At 68.8% G+C, this 18,549-nt stretch carries 16 protein-coding genes; 8 read left to right on the top strand and 8 right to left on the bottom strand.

The window, feature by feature from the left end; translation table 11 throughout:
- The first annotated feature begins 25 nt into the window (after positions 1-25).
- From Q9R17_RS08320 to Q9R17_RS08310, 3 genes are all read left to right on the top strand, one after another.
- Complete coding sequence (locus Q9R17_RS08320) at positions 26-2,722, top strand: polysaccharide deacetylase family protein (protein WP_308157943.1); 2,697 nt, start codon at positions 26-28, stop codon at positions 2,720-2,722.
- Positions 2,723-2,725: 3 nt separating this feature from the next.
- Complete coding sequence (gene mnmE / locus Q9R17_RS08315) at positions 2,726-4,075, top strand: tRNA uridine-5-carboxymethylaminomethyl(34) synthesis GTPase MnmE (RefSeq protein WP_308157942.1); 1,350 nt, start codon at positions 2,726-2,728, stop codon at positions 4,073-4,075.
- A gap of 129 nt (positions 4,076-4,204) precedes the next feature.
- On the top strand, positions 4,205-5,320 hold the full coding sequence (locus Q9R17_RS08310; protein ID WP_308157941.1) for a glycerophosphodiester phosphodiesterase: 1,116 nt from the start codon (positions 4,205-4,207) through the stop codon (positions 5,318-5,320).
- Between the two features lie 119 nt (positions 5,321-5,439).
- Here the strand turns inward: Q9R17_RS08310 and Q9R17_RS08305 are convergent, their stop codons facing one another.
- Positions 5,440-6,210, bottom strand: coding sequence for a rhomboid family intramembrane serine protease (locus tag Q9R17_RS08305; protein ID WP_308157940.1), 771 nt, complete (start codon positions 6,208-6,210; stop codon positions 5,440-5,442).
- A gap of 97 nt (positions 6,211-6,307) precedes the next feature.
- Complete coding sequence (locus tag Q9R17_RS08300; RefSeq protein WP_308157939.1) at positions 6,308-7,264, bottom strand: TerC family protein; 957 nt, start codon at positions 7,262-7,264, stop codon at positions 6,308-6,310.
- Positions 7,265-7,584: 320 nt separating this feature from the next.
- Here Q9R17_RS08300 and Q9R17_RS08295 point away from each other — a divergent pair, with 320 nt between their 5' ends.
- Positions 7,585-8,754, top strand: a complete 1,170-nt coding sequence (locus Q9R17_RS08295; RefSeq protein ID WP_308157938.1) for a class I SAM-dependent rRNA methyltransferase — start codon at positions 7,585-7,587, stop codon at positions 8,752-8,754.
- 60 nt (positions 8,755-8,814) lie between these two features.
- Here the strand turns inward: Q9R17_RS08295 and Q9R17_RS08290 are convergent, their stop codons facing one another.
- The 5 genes from Q9R17_RS08290 to Q9R17_RS08270 form a co-directional block, all read right to left on the bottom strand.
- Positions 8,815-9,699 carry a hypothetical protein gene (locus tag Q9R17_RS08290; RefSeq protein WP_308157937.1) on the bottom strand — a complete coding sequence of 295 codons (885 nt, stop codon included), beginning with the start codon at positions 9,697-9,699 and terminating at the stop codon, positions 8,815-8,817.
- Positions 9,696-10,526 (bottom strand): protein klaA, encoded by an 831-nt coding sequence (locus tag Q9R17_RS08285; protein WP_308157936.1) that lies wholly within the window; start codon positions 10,524-10,526, stop codon positions 9,696-9,698. Before Q9R17_RS08285 ends, Q9R17_RS08290 begins: the two co-directional genes overlap by 4 nt.
- Before the next feature lie 163 nt (positions 10,527-10,689).
- On the bottom strand, positions 10,690-12,117 hold the full coding sequence (locus tag Q9R17_RS08280) for an amino acid permease (protein WP_308157935.1): 1,428 nt from the start codon (positions 12,115-12,117) through the stop codon (positions 10,690-10,692).
- 167 nt (positions 12,118-12,284) lie between these two features.
- Entirely contained in the window at positions 12,285-12,929 is a 645-nt protein-coding gene (gene leuE / locus Q9R17_RS08275) for a leucine efflux protein LeuE (protein ID WP_308157934.1), read from the bottom strand.
- Positions 12,930-12,994: 65 nt separating this feature from the next.
- A complete protein-coding gene (locus Q9R17_RS08270; protein ID WP_308157933.1) occupies positions 12,995-13,918 on the bottom strand; it encodes a LysR family transcriptional regulator in 924 nt (307 codons plus the stop codon).
- A 95-nt stretch (positions 13,919-14,013) separates the two neighbouring features.
- Here Q9R17_RS08270 and Q9R17_RS08265 point away from each other — a divergent pair, with 95 nt between their 5' ends.
- Positions 14,014-15,021, top strand: a complete 1,008-nt coding sequence (locus Q9R17_RS08265; RefSeq protein ID WP_308157932.1) for a zinc-binding alcohol dehydrogenase family protein — start codon at positions 14,014-14,016, stop codon at positions 15,019-15,021.
- A gap of 25 nt (positions 15,022-15,046) precedes the next feature.
- On the opposite strand, the gene Q9R17_RS08260 is transcribed toward Q9R17_RS08265, so the two are convergent.
- Positions 15,047-15,652, bottom strand: coding sequence for a glutathione S-transferase N-terminal domain-containing protein (locus tag Q9R17_RS08260; RefSeq protein ID WP_308157931.1), 606 nt, complete (start codon positions 15,650-15,652; stop codon positions 15,047-15,049).
- A 57-nt stretch (positions 15,653-15,709) separates the two neighbouring features.
- Here Q9R17_RS08260 and Q9R17_RS08255 point away from each other — a divergent pair, with 57 nt between their 5' ends.
- The 3 genes from Q9R17_RS08255 (at position 15,710) to Q9R17_RS08245 (ending at position 18,516) form a co-directional block, all read left to right on the top strand.
- The gene (locus Q9R17_RS08255) at positions 15,710-17,272 is read left to right on the top strand and encodes a DNA recombination protein RmuC (protein ID WP_308157930.1); all 1,563 of its coding nucleotides are present in this window, start codon (positions 15,710-15,712) and stop codon (positions 17,270-17,272) included.
- A 75-nt stretch (positions 17,273-17,347) separates the two neighbouring features.
- Positions 17,348-17,767 carry a hypothetical protein gene (locus Q9R17_RS08250; RefSeq protein ID WP_308157929.1) on the top strand — a complete coding sequence of 140 codons (420 nt, stop codon included), beginning with the start codon at positions 17,348-17,350 and terminating at the stop codon, positions 17,765-17,767.
- Between the two features lie 203 nt (positions 17,768-17,970).
- Positions 17,971-18,516: a glutathione peroxidase gene (locus Q9R17_RS08245; RefSeq protein ID WP_308157928.1), complete on the top strand. Its 546-nt coding sequence runs from the start codon at positions 17,971-17,973 to the stop codon at positions 18,514-18,516.
- Positions 18,517-18,549 lie beyond the last annotated feature (33 nt).

The following is an 18,549-nucleotide window of genomic DNA, read 5'->3' as shown; positions in this document are numbered from 1 at the left end:
CCGTGTCCCCGCTTCCGAGTCCGCCATGCCGCGTGCGTCGTCATTCCGCCTGTTCGTTCCCTCCCTGCTGCTGACCCTGGCCGTCGCCGGCTGCAGCCGCGACGGTGCGGTACCTGGCCAGGAAGGGCAGGCGGCTGCGACCCAGCCCAGCGCACAGGCCGCCGCCGCCGCCGACCCTGCAGCCGCGCCGCTGCTGAGCGCGCTGCAGAAGCAGCTCGACAGCCATCGCCGCATCATCGTGCTGCTTGCCGACGAAGCGCAGCAGTCACCGGCCGACCGCACCCGCTCCAGCCAGATCGGCCAGCAGCTGTTCCATGACACGCTGGAACAGCGCGCGGCCATTGCCGGCCAGTTCGACGCCCTGCTGCGCAGTGGCAGCGCCCAGCGTTTTGCCACCCTGGGCACCGTGCTGGACTACGTGGAATCGGCACCGGAACTGTTCGATGCCGACCGCCTGGCTTTCCGCGAAGTGCTGCGTGACCTCAAGGACCGGGTCGGTACCGATTCCTCCCTGCCGGCGGTGAAGCTGCACCGCCGCATCGGTGAGGACCTGGACGCGCTGGATGAGATCGAGCGCAGCTACAACCAGGAACTGACCCGCATCTTCAGCCGCTTCGACCGCACCCGCGCCATCGCGCTCAAGCGCGAGAAGTGGGAGGACTACGTCGGCCACCTGCGCACGCTGTACACCCGCGACGCGATCCTGCGCGACTACGGCGTGATCGAGCCGTACCCGATGTCGATGAAGGACAGCGACCGCGAAGTGTTCGGGCGCGACCTGCCGGCCAAGACCGTCGTGCTGACCTTCGATGATGGCCCGCACAAGGCCTATACCGATGAAGTGGTGGCCATCCTGCAACGCTACGACGTGCCGGGTGTGTTCTTTGAAGTGGGCCGCAACCTGGGCAGCATCGGTGCCGATGGCAAGGCCACCCTTGGCCCGATGGCCAAGATCAGCCGCAACCTGATGGAGCAGGGCTACGCGGTGGGCAACCACAGCCTGACCCACGCCCAGCTCTCGCGCACCACCGGTGACGCGCTGCGCCAGCAGGTGCTCGACACCGACACCCTGCTGAAGGATGTGGACAGCAAGCGTGCCCCGCTGTTCCGCTTCCCGTACGGCGCGCGCAATGCCGAAGGCCTGCAGCTGCTCAACGAGGCCGGGTTGAAGTCGATCATGTGGAACATCGACTCGATGGACTGGGCAGACCCGGTACCCGAATCCATCGTGCAGCGCGTGCTCGACCAGGTGAACAAGGAACAGCGCGGCATCATCCTGTTCCACGACATCCACGACCGCGCGGTGAAGGCACTGCCGCAGATCCTGGACCGGCTGATTGCCGACGGCTACCAGTTCGCCGGCTGGAACGGCCGCGATTTCAGCGTCAGCCGCGCACGCAAGGGCGCCAGCAACAGCGATGCCACCGTCACCACCGGCTACGACAAGTCGTGGGCCATCGTCATCGGCGTGGACGACTATGCCAAATGGCCGAAGCTGGAATACGCCAGCCACGATGCCCAGGCCATCGCCGATACGCTGACGGGCCAGTTCGGTTTCCCGTCCTCGCAGGTGATCGTGCTGAAGAACCAGCAGGCCACCCGCAACAACATCCTGGCCGCCTTCCATGACCGCCTGGCCGACGACCGCACCGGCCGCAACGATCGCGTGTTCGTGTTCTTCGCCGGCCATGGTGCGACGCGCCGGCTCGCCTCCGGGCGCGACCTGGGCTACATCATCCCGGTGGATTCGGATCCCAACGAGTTCGCCACCGACGCCATCGCCATGACCGACATCCAGAACATCGCCGAGAGCCTGCAGGCCAAGCACGTGATGTTCGTGATGGACGCCTGCTACAGCGGCCTGGGCCTGACCCGTGGCGGCCCGGCGTCGTCCTCGTTCCTGCGCGAGAACGCCAAGCGCAGCGCGCGGCAGATGCTCACTGCCGGCGGGGCCGACCAGCAGGTGGCCGATGCCGGCCCCAACGGCCATTCGGTGTTCACCTGGGTGCTGCTGCAGGCGCTGGCCGGCAAGGCCGATCTGAACGGCGATGGCCTGATCACCGGCACCGAGCTGGCCGCGTACGTGGCCCCGGCGGTGTCGGCGGTATCGCGACAGACCCCGGCGTTCGGCAGCCTGCCCGGCTCGCAGGGCGGCGAGTTCGTGTTCCAGTTGCCGGGCAGCCAGGAATACCTGACCGCCGACACCCAGCAGCTCTCGCCGGAGGCAATTGCGCTGAACACCCGCGTGGACGCCGCACAGGACGCCAAGACAGCCAAGGGCCAGTCCGATGCGCCGGTGACGGTGGCCGACCTGCAGGGCGGCAGCAAGACCCTGGTGGTGCCCAGCGCGGTGCCGACCTCCGACCGCCAGCGCGCGCAGCAGGCCAACGACCGCGGCCTGCAGCTGTACCGCGAGAAGCGCTACGACGAAGCGGTGGCCCAGTTCACCGAAGCGCTGAAGCTGCGCCCGGACTTCGCCCTGGCAGCCAACAACCTGGGCTTTGTGTACTACCGCCAGCAGCGCTACGCCGAGGCAGCGCGCTGGCTGGAGAACACCGTCAAGATCGACCCCTCACGCGCCGTGGCCTACCTGAACCTGGGCGATGCCTATTTCCATGCCGGCGACAAGCCCAGGGCAAAGCAGGCCTACACCACCTACCTGGCGCTGCAGCCGCAGGGCAGTGGCGCCGCCCAGGCGCGCGCGCAGCTGGAGAAGCTGTAAGCCATGACCGCACCGACCACGATCGCCACCATCGTCGCCATCGCCTCCGCACCGGGGGCCGGTGGTGTGGGCCTGCTGCGCCTGTCCGGCCCGCGCGCGACGGCCATCGCCACGGCGCTCGGGGTGAAGGCACTGCGCCCGCGCCATGCGCATTACGCGCGCCTGCGCGATGCCGAGGGCGAGGTGATCGACGATGGCATCGTGCTGTGGTTCCCGGCGCCGAACAGCTTCACCGGTGAGGATGTGGTGGAACTGCAGGGCCATGGCAGCCCGGTGTTGCTGCAGCAGCTGGTGGCGCGCTGCATCGCCCTGGGCGCGCGCCAGGCACGCGCCGGTGAATTCAGCGAACGGGCTTTCCTCAACGGCAAGCTCGACCTGGCCCAGGCCGAGGCCATCGCCGACCTGATCGCCGCCGGTGACAACCGCGCCGCGCGCGCGGCCCGCCGCTCACTGGATGGGGTGTTCTCGCGCCGCATCGAGGCGGTGGTCGAGCAGCTGGTGCGGCTGCGCATCCATGTCGAAGCGGCGATCGATTTCGTCGATGAACCCCTGGATACGCTGGGCGGTGCGCAGGTCAGGCGGGGACTGGCGCAGGCACGCAGCGACCTGGACCTGCTGCGTCGCGACGCCGAGCGCGGCCGTCGCCTGCGCGATGGCCTGCACGCGGTGCTGATCGGCCCGCCCAATGCCGGCAAGAGTTCCTTGCTCAATGCCTTGGCCGGCAGTGAGCGCGCCATCGTCACCGACATCGCCGGCACCACCCGCGATACCCTGCGCGAGACCATCCGCCTGGATGGCCTGGAGCTGACCCTGGTCGATACCGCCGGCCTGCGCGATGGCGGCGATGCCATCGAACGCGAAGGCATGCGCCGTGCGCACGTGGAGATCGAACGCACCGACCTGGCATTGATCGTGCTGGACGCACGCGATCCGGCGGCCGGTGAAGCGGCCATCGGTGAGGCGGTGCGGGCCGTGCCGCACAAGGTCTACATCCACAACAAGTGCGACCTGCTCGATGGCGTGCCGGCAGGGGATGACCCGGACCGCGTGTTCGTCTCGGCCGCCACCGGTGCCGGGCTGGAGGATCTGCATGTGCGGTTGCGTGCGATCGCCTCGGCCGGGGCCGGGGAGCAGGTGGACGGCGAGTTCTCCGCACGCACCCGTCACGTCGATGCGATCGAACGCGCGCAGGACCATGCGCAGCGGGCCGACGGCGAGCTGGCACATGAGTACCTGGAGCTGGCCGCCGAGGAGCTGCGGCTGGCGCACGATGCGCTGGGCGAGATCACCGGGCAGATGAGTGCCGATGACCTGCTGGGCAGGATCTTCTCCAGTTTCTGCATCGGCAAGTAAACGCACGCATCCCACCGCGCGTGCATCCACGCATGGCGTGGATCTACCGACGGTGCTGCGGCGCTACCCCCGCCTGTCACATTCCCGCCGCATACTGACCGCCATCACATACCGCTTGGGGATGTCGCTGTGAAGGTGTTGGGTTTTGCCGTGTTGTTGTCGCTGGCCGTGGCACCATCGGTGGCCATGAGCGCTGAGTCCACTCCCACGGCCGCGGCCAAGGTGTCCGTCTACGGCCACCGCGGTGCCAGCGCCCTGCTGCCCGAGCACACCCTGGCCGCCTATGCGCAGGCCATCGGCGATGGTGCCGATTACATCGAGCCCGATCTGGTGATGACCAAGGACGGGGTGATGGTGGCCCGCCACGAGAACGAGATCGGGGGTACCACCGATGTGGCCTCGCACCCCGAGTTCGCGGGCCGCAGGACCACCAAGGTGATCGACGGGCAGAAGGTGGAAGGCTGGTTCACCGAAGACTTCACCCTGGCCGAGCTGAAGACGCTCTATGCGCGCGAACGCCTGCCGGCCATCCGTGGCACCGCCAACGATGGCCAGTTCCGCATCGCCTCGCTGGATGAAATCATCGCCTTCCTGGTGGTACAGGCGGGCCGGGCCAACCGTGGCATCGGCCTGGTGCCGGAGATCAAGCACCCGACCTATTTCCAGTCCATCGGCCTGCCGATGGAAGACGCGCTGCTGGCGGCGATCCGCGGCACGCCGTACACCAACGTGGGGCCGGTGACGATCCAGTCGTTCGAGACCGCCAACCTGCGTTACCTGCGCGGCAGGATCGGCCGCAGCAGCAACATCCGCCTGCTGCAGCTGCTGTGGAAGGGCGATACCCAGCCGGCGGACATCGCCAAGGCAGGGGGCAAGCTGACCTACGCACAGATGATGACCCCGGCCGGGCTGAAGGAGATCGCCACCTACGCCGACAGCATCGGCCCGGAGCTGCGCTCGATCATTCCGCTCGATGCCAAGGGCGCGTTGGGTACGCCGACCGCGCTGGTGCACGATGCGCATGCGGCCGGCCTGATGGTGATTCCGTACACCTTCCGGCCCGAGAATTCATTCATGGCCAGCAACCTGCGCAAGGGCGGGGAGAACGCGCGCAACCCGGAAGGCTCGATCGCCGAGATGCGCGCCTACCTGGCCACCGGCATCGATGCGTTCTTCACCGACGACCCGGCCTTGGGCCGCACGGCGGTGGATGGGATGGGCGCGGCGGGGAACGCAGCGGACTGACCCGCGCTGGTCCGCGTGCTCCGGTAGTGTGGCCAACCTTGGTTGGCCTGCAGCAGGAGCGCCGACCAAGGTCGGCCACGACCGGGTCATGAAGATGCCAGGTGGGGTCCGGGCCCCGATCAACCGCGCGGGTCGTCCGGGCGGCGGAACGGAATCACCACGTAATCCTGCCCCTCGCGCGGCTGCCACAGCACCGGGACGCGGCGCGGCGACGGCGGTTCCAGTTCATCGTCGGCCCGTGCTTCGGCCTCGTCTTCTTCATCTTCCCAGCTGTAGCGCTGGCGTGGCGGCAGCGGATCGCTGTGGCGGAACAGCAGCGCGGCGATGATGCCGGCGAACGCACCGCCCATGTGCGACTGCCAGGACACGCCGTCGGCATGCGGCAGCACCGTCATCAGCATGCCGCCGTAGAACAGCACGCCGATCAGGCCGGTGGCGATGGCCGCGCGGTCGCGGCGCAGCAGGCCCAGACTGGCCAGCAGGAACATCAGGCCATGGGTCACCCCGCTGGCGCCGAGGTGGTAGCTGCCCGGGTCGCCCAGCAGCCACGCGCCCAGCCCGGAGCCCACCCACAGCAGCGGCAGCGCGCGCAGGGTGGCCTTGGGGTACACGCTGCCGGCCAGCGTGCCCAGGATCAGGATGGCGATGCTGTTGGAAATGATGTGCTGCACCGAGCCATGCAGCAGCGGGCCACCGACCAGGCCCAGCAGGCCCTTCGATTCCAGCGGCGACACTGCCCACGGTCGCCAGTCGAACTGGCCCTGCAGGGCGAAGATCGCCATCAGCACCAGCACGGCGGCCAGGCTGAGGTTGAAGGCACGCAGGACCCGCATGCGGTCGCTGCGGGGGGCCGGGGCGGTGCCGGCGGGCAGGGGCGCGTTGGTGTTCATACCTTCAGCAATGGCATCGGCCGCGGCGAATGCAAGGCGCGGCCGATGGGAAAATCGGCCCGGGCAGCGGGACAATCCGCTGCCCGGGCCGCTGCCGTCAGGCCGCGCCTTCCTTGGGCGGGTTCTTCAGGCTCAGCACCACGGTGGCCGCGATGATGACCGCCACCACGCCCAGCGAGATCGGGGTGGGGATCTTGAAGATGTCGATCAGCAGCATCTTGATGCCGATGAACGCCAGCACCAGGGCCAGGCCGTAGGGCAGCAGGTGGAAGCGGTCGGCCATGCCGGCCAGCAGGAAGAACATCGCACGCAGGCCCAGCACCGCGAACACGTTGGAGGTGAGCACGATGAACGGGTCGGTGGTGATGGCGAAGATGGCCGGGATGCTGTCCACCGCGAAGATCACGTCGGTGACCGCGATCAGGATCAGCACCGCGAACAGCGGGGTGAACCAGCGCACGCCATCGCGCTTGACGCTCAGCGCATTTCCTTCATAGCCGGGCAGCAGGCGCAGGTGCCTGCGCATCCAGCGCAGGGCGGGGTTGGTTTCCAGGTCCGGCTCCTGGCCGGCGGCGAACCACATCTTCCAGCCGGTGAACAGCAGGAAGGCGCCGAACACGTACAGCAGCCAGTGGAACTGGGTGATCAGCACGCTGCCGGCGAAGATCATGATCGTACGCAGCACGATCGCACCCAGGATGCCGATGATCAGCACCTTCTGGCGCTGCTCCTCCGGCACCGCGAAGTAGCTCATGATCATCAGGAAGACAAAGATGTTGTCCACCGCCAGGGCCTTCTCGACCAGGTAGCCGGTCAGGAACTCCAGGCCGACCTTGTTGGCCACCACCTGGCCGGCGGTCTCGTTCAGGTAGTACCACAGGCCGGCGTTGAACAGCAGGGCCAGCGCGACCCAGCCGATGGACCACCACAGGGCCTCCTTGAAGGTGACCTTGTGCGGGCCACCGTGGCGCATCAACACCAGGTCGACCAGCAGGGCGATGACCACCACCGCCGCGAAGCCGCCCCACAACCACACGTTACCGATCGTCTGCATTGGGAAATATCCGTTGGAAAGATGAATGCCTCGAGCCGTGACGGCGAGGATCTGCAACGGAGGATCGGGAGGGGATCCAGGGGACAGAGCTTCGCCGGTACGGCGAAGGTCTCGCTCGCAGTCCCGGTCGGCCGGAACTGCCGTTGCACCGGAGCCTGCGGGCTCGAAATGACGGCGACAACGTCTGGGAGCTACTCCCCTTCTGGCCCCGATTCTGCGGCCTGGCCGGGCCGCCGTCAAATGCAGGCACGCGCGCTGCCTGCCATGGGGGCAAGGCCCCTGCGGGGATCTGACCCCGGCCCCCGGTTTACAATAGGTGGATGAATACCCCCCTTCCCGTTGTCCGCCTCAAGAACGCGTGGCGCTCCAGCCACCCGTGGATCTTCCAGAAACTGGTCGAGAAGCCGGCTGTCCGGCCCAAGCCCGGCACCATCGTCGATGTGGTCGGCATCGACGGCGAATTCATCGGCCGTGGCTTCTACAACGGACACTCGCGCATCGCTGTGCGCATCCTGGAAACCCGCCAGGACGTGGCCGTGGACGCGGGCTGGTTCGCCGACAAGATCGCCCAGGCCGTGTCGCTGCGCCGTGAGGTGCTCAAGCTCGATGCGGTGTCCGATGCCTGGCGCGTGGTGCACAGCGAAGGCGATGGCCTGTCGGGCCTGGTGGTGGACCGCTACGGCGACCTGATCGTGGTCGAGTTCTTCGCCGCCGGCATGTTCCGCCACCGCGAATGGGTCTACGACGCCCTGCGCGCGCAGTTCCCGGGCTGCCGTTTCCACAGCTTCGCCGACGAACACGTGCAGAAGCAGGAGAGCTTTGATTTCCACGGCAACACCGGCACCGAACCGGCGGTCATCACCGAGTACGGCATCCGCTTCCGGGCTGACCCGGCCGGCGCGCACAAGACCGGCTTCTTCGCCGACCAGCGCGAGAACCGCCAGTGGCTGAGCCAGCAGGTGGAAGGCAAGAGCGTGCTGGACCTGTGCTGCAACACCGGTGGCTTTGCGGTGTATGCCGCCGCCCGCGGGGCCAGCGAGGTGCTGGGCGTGGACATCGACCAGGACGTGATCCAGATCGCCAAGGGCAACGCCAAGCTCAACAACGCGCGCCCGAAGTTCGTCCAGGCCGACATCTTCCCGTGGCTGCGTGATGCCGCCAACCGTGGCGAGCAGTACGACGTGGTGATCCTGGACCCGGCCAAGATGACCCGCGACCGCGACCAGGTCATCACCGCGCTGAAGAAGTACCTGGACATGAACAAGCTGGCGCTGGGCGTGGTCAAGCCCGGTGGTCTGTTCGCCACGTTCTCGTGCACCGGCCTGGTGGCCGAGGACCAGTTCCTGGACATGCTGCGCCGTGCCGCGTTCTATTCCGGCCGCACCATCCAGATCCTGAAGGTGGCCGGCGCCGGCCCGGACCATCCGTTCATGGCGCACGTGCAGGAATCGCGTTACCTCAAGGCGGTGTTCTGCCGCGTGCTGGACTGAGCCAGCGCCCGTCGTACCCCGGGCCGGCCGCAGGGCCGGCACCGGTGGCCGGCCATCGCATCACGCCGGTGCAGGCACCGGTATCGCCGGTGGCAGCGGCGGGGGCTGCAGCTGCTGCAGCAGTCCGTTGATGACCCGGGCGCGGCCACGCACGTGGTAGCCCAGCACGGTCAGCGCGATGCCCAGCACCAGCATGACCAGTATCAACCCGCCTGCCAGCGATCCCAGCAGGCCCACCACCGCCAGATGCGTGCGGTGCGCCTGCAGCCAGGCCTGGCTGCGGGCCGAATGGGGAAGCCCCGCCTTGGTCTCGAACCGGACCTGCATCGTGGTCGGCACGGCGATGCCGATGTCCTGGCCGCGGGCGATGGCCAACCCCGTGTCCGTCAGCGTGTGTTCGCTGATGTCCAATGACCGCTGGGCCTGCAGGTAGGCCTGCCAGGCCGGCGTGAAACGTGAAAAGTCCGGGCTCTGGACCAGCGCTTCCAGCTTGGTGAAGCTCAGGGCGGCCCCTTCGCCGCTGGCAGTGGGGGACTCGTCCGGGGTGACGACGCCGCTGGTGCCGATGATGCCTGCCAGCACCGTGCCGCCGATCAGGGTCGAGAAGGTGAAGTGACGCACGCCACGGTTGCGCAGCACGTTGCGCAGGCCGAAACCGATCCACACCAGCGCCAGCACGCCGGACATCAGGCTGTACAGCGCCGCCTGCATCGGGCTGATGCTGTCGCCGAAACCGGCCGGCACATGGGCCAGCGGCGGCGTACCGCTCATCTGCCCATCCAATGTTGCCACCAGCACCAGCAGGGGCAGCAGCAGCGGGAAGCAGGCCAGCCCCAGCGTGCGTGCGAACGAGCCGCGCCGGTACAGCGCGCGCAGGCCGGGCACGGCTTCGACGCGGGCCTGCAGCCCGGGCACCTTCAGCGGATCGTCGATACGGGTCTTCATGCGGCCGCTCCGGTGGGCTGCAGCAGCTGCTGCAGTGCCTGCATCAACTGGTCCTGTGCCTGCGCCGCGCTGGCCACCATCTGCGCGCTGGCGTCGTCGGCGTTGTGCAGCGCCAGGATGGTCTGGCGCCAGATCGGCAGCAGGATCTCCACGGTTTCGCTGTAGCGGTCCAGCAGTTCGATGGCGTTGCGGCGCGCCAGCTGCAGCTGCATGCGGCTCATCGCATGGCTGCCCTGCAGGGCAGTGAGGTTGGCCACGCGGCGCTGCAGGCGTTCGACCGGGCGGTCCAGGCGCAGCGGGTCGCTGTCATCGGCGGCATCGGCGGGCAGTTCCTGCAGGAACTGCAGGCCGGCATCGATGTAGACCTGCAGCTGGGCGGCAAGCGCATCGTGGTGTTTCAGGCGTGCCTGCAGCAGCTCGGCATTGGCGCGCACCGCCACGGCCTGCTGTTCGATGTCGCCCATCAGTACGGTATTGCTGCCCATGGCGATGCGGCGGCGCAGGCGCGCTTCGATATCCGCACCGGTGAAGCGCTGCCACCACGTACCGGCCTGCAGCAGCGCGCGTGGATCATGCTCGGGCAGGCGCGCCACCAGTTCACCCAGTGCCTGGGCCAGCGCGGTGGTGCTGCCGTCATGCCACGACGGTTCGACGCTGGCCTGCGCCAGCCCGGGCGGACCATAGCGGCCGATGTCGATGCGCCCGGCGAACAGCGCCGGCAGCACCTCGTGCTTGAGCTGGGCCAGCGTGGCCGGCGCGGCGTCCGGCGCCGCGGTCGTCTGCGGTGTTGCAGGCAGGGGAATAGCGGGGGGCAGAGGCGTGGACATCGGTGCTTCCGTTCGTGGCGTACTGCCGCGTGCGCTGCAGTACGCCGGGGGCTGCGGCGAGTGTAATGGACGCGGCAGGCCAACGCGTGGCACTGCCGCCATGTGCCACGCCAGCGTGGTGCGTTCCCGGGTTCGACCGCCCCGCCCAGGCCTGGTGGCCTGGTTACTTCCCGATCAGCGCGTGGCGGCGGCTGTAGGCGAAGTACAGCACCAGGCCGGCCACGTTCCACACCAGGAAGTACAACTGGGTGGTGTGCGGCAGGCTGATGAACAGGTAGATGCAGCCCAGCGCCGCCAGCGGCCCGACCACGAAGGCCAGCGGGGTGCGGAAGGTGCGCGCACGGTCCGGTTCGCGCACCCGCAGCACCACCAGGCAGATGCCCACCGCCGTGAACGCGCCCAGGGTGCCGGCGTTGGCCAGGGCGGCGATCTCGTCCAGGCGGGCCACGCCGGCCAGGGCCGACACCACCAGCGCAGTGAACAGCGTGGTTGCCACCGGCGTGCCGGTGCGGGCGTTGACCTTGGACAGCCCGCGCGGCAGCAGGCCGTCGCGGCTCATCACGAAGAAGATGCGGCTCTGCCCGTACAGGAAGGCCAGCAGCACCGTCGGCAGGGCGATGATCGCGATCACGCCGATCACCATCGCCGCGGTCGGGTGGCCCAGCTGGCGCATGATCAGCGCCAGCGGCTCGGCGCTGTGGCCGAACACGGCGTAGCTCATCGCGCCCACGGCGGCCAGCGCCACCAGCACATAGACGATGGTGCAGCCGACCATCGAGCCGATGATGCCGATGGACAGGTCACGGCCCGGGTTCTTGGTTTCCTCGGCGGCGGTGGAGATGGCATCGAAGCCGTAGAAGGCGAAGAAGATGATCGCCGCAGCAGCCATCACGCCGCGTTCCACCCCGTCCGGGCCCAGTGATTTGGCAAAGCCATAGGGCATGAACGGCTGCAGGTTGCTGCTGTCGAAGGCGGGCAGGGCCACGGCCACGAAGATGGCCAGGGCGATCAGCTTGAACACCACCAGGATGGCGTTGAGGGTTGCGCTTTCCTTGGTGCCGGCCATCAGCATGCCGGCCACCAGCCAGGTGATGACGATCGCCGGCAGGTTGATCATGCCGCCTTCCACATGCGGCCCGGCCGCCAGGGCCGCGGGCAATGCCAGGTTCCAGCCGAACTGGGTGTGGGTCCATTCCAGGAAGCCGACGAAGTAGCCGGACCAGCCGACCGCTACCGTACTGACCACCAGCGAATACTCCAGGATCAGGCTCCAGCCCACGATCCAGGCGAATACTTCGCCCAGCGCGCTGTAGCTGTAGGTATAGGCGCTGCCGGCCGCCGGCATCATGGTCGACAGTTCGGCGTAGGACAGCGCGGCGCAGGCGCACACCGCACCGGCCACGGCGAAGGAGATCAGCACCGCCGGGCCGGCCAGGTTGGCACCCACGCCGATCAGCGTGTAGATGCCGGTACCGACGATGGCGCCGATGCCCAGCGCGATCAGGTGCGGCCAGCTCAGGGTGGGGACCAGCCGCCGTCCCTCTTCGTGGACGGTGACGGAATCTAGGGACTTGCGCCGGAGCAGGGACATGCAGGCCTCGGGGGAATGGCAAAGAACGACAAGTCCCCGAGTGTGACCGAATGCGGCGCAGCAATACTACTGACGGTGGTCACAGCCGCTGGACCGCACGCCGCCAGCGATCGTTGCTGCCGGAATCGGCACAATCGCGCCGCCCTGCCGCGTACCGGTCGGCGGTCTCAGCCGTTCAGGCCCAGGCGGATGCCGAAGCCCACCAGGAACAGGCCGGCCACGCGGCGCAGTGCATCGCTGACCCGCGGGTGCTGGATCAGGCGGCGGCGGGCCAGGTTGCCGACCCAGATCAGCAGCGAGCAGTACGCCACGCTGACCACCAGGATGATCGCGGCCAGGGCGGCGAAGGTGGCGATGCCCTGGTGCGCCCTGGGGTCGATGAACAGCGGCAGGAAGGCCATGTAGAACAGGATGGCCTTGGGGTTGAGCAGGCTGACCATGATCGCCTGGCGGAAGTAGTGCCCCGGGTGCAGGCGGATGCCGCCCGGGCTGGCCGTGTCATCGCCGTCCCCGGTAGCCTTGCGGGTGCGCAGCAGGCCGATGCCGACCCACACCAGGTAGGCCGCGCCCAGGTACTGCACCGCGTGGAACACCAGCGGGTTGGCCTTGAGCAGTGCAGCCACGCCGGCCAGCGCCAGCCACATCAGGATCTGGTCGCCGACGGCCAGCCCGGCCAGCGCGGTGTAGCCGCCGCGGACCCCACCCCGGCCGGTCGCGGTGAGCAGGGTGAAGGTTCCCGGGCCCGGCAGGGCCAGGAACACCAGCACAGCGACCAGGAACGTCCACAGGTCCTGGATGCCCATCCACGGCATGGCAGCGATCTCATCGGCAACGGAAGACCGCCATTGTGCTGCACCGCCGCACGTGGCGACAGAGGTCAGCCCGCGTGGCCCGGCAACCCGGACAGCAGCGGTTGCAGGTGCTGCACCAGCTGCGCGTGCAGCTGCCGCACGGCGGGGGAGAACTGCTTGCGGTGCGGGCAGACCAGGTTCAGCGGCAGCTGCTGGCCAGCGCCGCCCAGCAGCACCTGCAGGCGCCCGGCCAGCACGTCCTCGCGCACGTCCAGCCAGGATTTGTAGGTGATGCCTTCGCCGGCCACCACCCAGCGCCGCACCACGTCGGCGTCGTCGCATTCCAGGTGGCCGCGCACCGATACCACCACCTGCCGGCCCTCCACATCGAAGCCCCAGCGGTCATAGGTGCGCCCGCCCAGCTGGAACAGCACGCAGGCGTGCTCCTTCAGCGCCTCCAGGCTGGCTGGCGTGCCGTGCCGCTGCAGGTAGGACGGTGCGGCCACCAGGACCCGCCGGTTGTCCTCCAGCAGGGGCAGGGCGACATGGCTGGCGTCATCGAGGCGGCCCAGGCGGAAGGCGATGTCCACCGGGTCGCGGAACACGTTGGTGACCTGGTCGGACAGCTGCAGGTGCAGGCGCAGTTTCGGGTGCGCGGCGCGGAAGGCGGTCAGCCAGGGCAGCAGCACGTTGCGGCCCAGGTCCGACGGGGCCGCCACCTGCAGCGTGCCGCGCAGTTCGGCGTCCTCGCCCTGCACGCGGGCCTGGCCCTCGCGCAGGGTGGCCAGCACGTCCTGCGCATAGGGCAGGTACAGCGCGCCCTCGGCGGTCAGGCGCAGGCTGCGGGTGGTGCGCGCGAACAGGCGCAGGTCCAGCTCGCGCTCCAGCCGCGCCACCGCGGCGGCGACCTGCCCGGGCAGCAGGTCGGCCTCCCTCGCGGCCTGGGAGAAGCTGCCCAGCGCGGCGGTGCGGGCGAACAGGTGCAGATCGTCGAAGCGGACCATTTTCATTGCTGGAGTGAAAGTGATGCCCGATTGTGCGCCTTTGTCGCGCCTGCCGCAGCGGCCACGATGGGCCTCCTTTCTTTCCCCCCTGGAGTTTCCCGATGCGTGCCATTGCCTATACCCACGCCGGCCTGCCGATCGACGACACCACCGCGCTGGTCGATCTGGAGCTGGACAAGCCCACCCCGGGCCCGCGCGACCTGCGCGTGGCCGTGCACGCGGTGGCCGTGAACCCTGTGGATACCAAGGTGCGCCGTGGCGTGGCCACCGATGGCCCGCGCGTACTGGGCTGGGATGCCGTCGGCGTGGTTGATGCCGTCGGCAGCGAGGTGACCCTGTTCCAGCCCGGCGATGCGGTGTACTACGCCGGCGTGATCGACCGCCCGGGCAGCAACGCCGAATACCACCTGGTGGACGAGCGCAGCGTCGGCCGCAAGCCGGCCAGCCTCGATGACGCCGCCGCCGCGGCGCTGCCGCTGACCGCGCTGACCGCCTGGGAGCTGCTGTTCGACCGCCTGCGCATCGCCGAAGGTGGCGGCCAGGGCCAGGCCCTGCTGGTGATCGGCGCCGGTGGCGGCGTGGGGTCGATCCTGGTGCAGCTGGCGCGCCAGCTGACCCAGCTGACCGTGATCGGCACCGCCTCGCGCCCGGAAACCCAGGACTGGGTCTATGCGATGGGCGCGCACCATGTGATCGACCACCACCAGCCGCTGGCCGACAGCCTGGCACGGCTGGGCATCGCCCAGGTCGACCATGTGGCCAGCCTGACCCACAGTGGCGACTACTTCGCGCAGATCGTGGAGGTGCTGGCACCGCAGGGCCAGTTCGGCCTGATCGACGACCCGGGCCAGATCGATGTGATGGCGCTCAAGCGCAAGGCGCTGTCGCTGCACTGGGAATCGATGTTCACCCGCCCGCTGTACAAGACCGCCGACATGCAGCAGCAGCACGTCATCCTCAACCGTGTGGCCGAGCTGATCGACCGCGGTGTGCTGCGCACCACGCTGGGCGAGCACTTCGGGCGCATCAACGCTGCCAACCTGCGACGCGCGCACGCGCTGGTGGAAAGCCACCGTGCCAAGGGCAAGATCGTGCTGGAAGGCTGGTGAGGCAGGGGCCCCGCAGCGGGGCCCGCTAGGCCACGCCGTTGTCCACGTACCCGGCAAAGCCGGGGCGTGGACGCAGGCGTTCGAACCAGGCCTGCAGGTGCGGCAGTGCCGGCCGGTTGCCCGGTGTGCTGCGCCAGCGCTGGGTGGACAGGCCCAGCACGATGTCGGCCAGCGTGAAGGTCTCGCCCACGACGCAGGCGCCGGTGGTGGCCAGCTGCGCATCGAGGATCGCCATCAGCTGGTTCCAGTGGCCCAGGCTTGCCTCGGCGCGCGCATCATCCGGCCACTGCGGGTGCTGGCGTACACGGGCCATGAAGACATGCCGCCACGCGCCGTTGAGGTCGGTGGCCTGCCAGTCCATCCACTGTTCCACCCGTGCACGCGCCTGCGGCGCGCTGGGCAGCAGGTCATGGCGCCCTTCGCGCGCGGCCAGGTAACGGCAGATGCTGTTGGATTCCCACAGGATGAAGTGGCCATCACGCAGCACCGGCACCTGCGCATTGGGATTCAGACCGGCCAGCTGCGCCGGCGCGGGGTCGGGCACATGGGCCGGTGACAGGCCCAGTTCCGCGCACAGCCACAGCACCTTGCGCACATTGATGGAGGTGGGCTTTCCGTACAGTTCTAGCATGTGCTGGCAGGAGCGTGCAGTGGCCTGTGCCCAGCGTAGCGGAGATACACTGGCGGCATGAACATCGAAGTCCTCACGACGCTGGCCGTCGTCCTGTTGATTGCCGCGCTGGTGGTGCTGGTCCTGCTCTGGCGCAGGACCGGGCACGCGGCGGCCCCCGACGATGCGCAGGCCCAGCTTGCGCAGGAACGCGAAGCCCACCGGCTTGCCCTGGTCGATGCCGGCCAGCTGCGCGGCCGCCTGGAGACGCTGCTGGCCGAACTGGAAGGCGAGCGTGGCCGTGGCCTGCAGCAGGCACAGGTGGTGACCAGCCTGACGGGCCGCATCGAGCGGGAAACCGCCCTGGCCGCCGGCCGTGATGCACGCCTGGCCGAGCGCGAATCCTTGCTGCTGCAGGCCCAGCAGGCGCTTGCGCAGGCCCGGCAGGAACTGCAGCAGGAACAGCAGCGCTACCAGCAGCTGCATGGCGAGCATGCGCGCGCGGTGGCCAACCTGCAGCACTCCGAGCGTGCCAGCGCCGAGCTGCGCGTGTACCTGGACACGGCCAGGGAGAAGCTGTCCGGCGCCTTCGCCGAGCTGGCCGGCAAGGTGTTCGACGAGCGCGGCCAGCAGTTCGAGAAGAACGTGCGCGACGCCACGGTGCAGTCGCGCGCGGACATCGAGGTCCTGCTCAAGCCGTTCGCCGACAAGCTGGGCGACTTCCGTACCCGCGTCGATACGCTTTACGGGGAAGAGGCGCGCCAGCGTGCCAGCCTGCTGGGTGCGGTAGGCGAGCTGAAGACGCTCAACCAGGACATGGCCGCCCAGGCGGCCGCGCTGACCAACGCACTCAAGGGCAGCGCCAAGGTCCGTGGCGACTGGGGCGAGCTGATGCTCGACAACGTGCTGCGCGGCTCGGGCCTGGAAGAGGGCGTGCACTACCAGCGGCAGAAGCACGCCGTGGACGATGACGGTGCCCGGTTGCGCCCGGACGTCGTGGTGCGCTTCCCCGATGACCGCAGCGTGGTGATCGACAGCAAGGTCAACCTGATCGCCTGGCAGGAAGCGATGAATGCCACCACGCCCGAGGTGGCCGAGGATGCACTGCGCCGGCATGCCGTGGCGCTGCGGCAGCATGTGAAGGACCTGGGGGACAAGAACTACCCCAAGGCACTGGGCAGCGACACGCTGGACATCACCATCGCGTTCGTGCCGATCGAAGGCGCGTTGTCGGCGGCGCTGGGCGCCGATGGCGCGCTGCAGTCCTATGCCTTCGACAACCGCGTGGTGTTCGCGTCGCCCAACACGCTGATGGCCCTGCTGCGCGTGGCCGAGCGGCTGTGGACCCGCGACAAGGTGCAGAAGCAGGCACTGAAGATCAGCGAGGCCGGCGGCCTGGTGCTCGATGCCCTGACCGGCTTCCTGCAGGAGTTCAATGCCATGGGTCGGAAGCTGGAGGATGCAGGCAAGGCCTATGGCGAGGCCCGCAACCGCCTGCTGGATTCACCGCAGTCGGCGATCAACCGCGCGCGCCGGTTGGCCGAACTGGGCAGCAAGGGCAAGCGCGCGCTGCCACCGGAACTGGCACCGGACCCGCTGCAGCAGCTGGCCGCCCAGGAAGGCGAGGAAGACCGTGGCTGACCCGCAGGGCTGACACGCGGCCTGCATCCCCGGGCGCGTATGCTGGCGGCCTTTCCGCCGCCCCCAGGAGTTTCCATGCGCGTCCATCACCTTGCGGGCCTGTGCCTTGCCCTGCTGCTGGCGGCCTGCAGCAGTACTCCGGCGGCCGAAGACACTGGCCATATCGCGGCCAGCACGCCGGCCGCCGCGACGGGCCCGGCCGGCAGCGAGGCCGCACAGGCCTACCAGGACGCGCTGGATGTGGACTGCCAGGCGGCCGGTGGCACCTTGCAGCCGCTGGGCCGGCTGCAGCGCGTGCAGTGCGTGATTCCCTATGCCGACGCCGGCAAGGCCTGCAGCACCGGCAGTGATTGCAGCGGCCAGTGCCTGGCCAGCGGCGAGGTGGTGCCCGGCAGCAAGGCCACCGGTACCTGCCAGCGTGACATCAGCGAGAACTTCGGTTGCCGCCAGCGCATCGATGGTGGCGTGGCGCAGGGCACGCTCTGCGTGGATTGAACCGACTGCACCACACCGCAGCCAGGCCGGGCTCTACCCGGCAGGTCCACGCCAAGCGGGGGTACCCCGCCACCGCGCCGAGCGCATGCGGCCATCCATCATCGCCAGGCCATCGCCGGATGAATCCCTCACCGTGCCTGTCACCGGGAACATCATCGGCACGGGTATGCTGGCAGCCCATTCCCGTTGCGGCCACAAGCCCCATGAGCCAGTCGATCCAGGATGTTTCCCTCACCACCATCGACGGCCAGCCGTCCTCGCTGGCCGATTACCGCGGCAAGGTGCTGCTGGTGGTCAACGTCGCTTCCAAGTGCGGGCTGACCCCGCAGTACGAAGGGCTGCAGGCGCTGTATGCGGAAAAGCAGGGCCAGGGCCTGGAAGTGCTGGGTTTCCCCGCCAACAACTTCCTCGGCCAGGAGCCGGGCAGCGAGGCGGAAATCCAGCAGTTCTGCCAGCTGACCTATGACGTCAGCTTCCCGATGTTCGCCAAGATCAGCGTGGCCGGCGATGACATCCATCCGCTGTACGCGCAGCTCACCGCCGCGCAGCCGCAGTCGGTGGGCGAAGGCCCGCTGCGCGAGCGCCTGGCCGGCAAGGACATTCCGATCCATGCCGCGCCGGCGGTGCTGTGGAACTTCGAGAAGTTCCTGATCGGCCGCGATGGTGCGGTGATCGCCCGCTTCGCCCCGGATGTGGCCGCCGATGACGCGCGCCTGCGCGAGGCCGTGGACGCAGCGCTGGCGGCCTGAGCAAAGAGGTGTGCCAACCAGGGTTGGCACCTA

The organism is Stenotrophomonas sp. 24(2023) (assembly GCF_030913365.1).
Taxonomy (GTDB): domain Bacteria; phylum Pseudomonadota; class Gammaproteobacteria; order Xanthomonadales; family Xanthomonadaceae; genus Stenotrophomonas.
The sequence above is the reverse complement of the archived record's forward strand: the minus strand, read 5'-3'. Positions and strand labels throughout refer to the sequence as shown.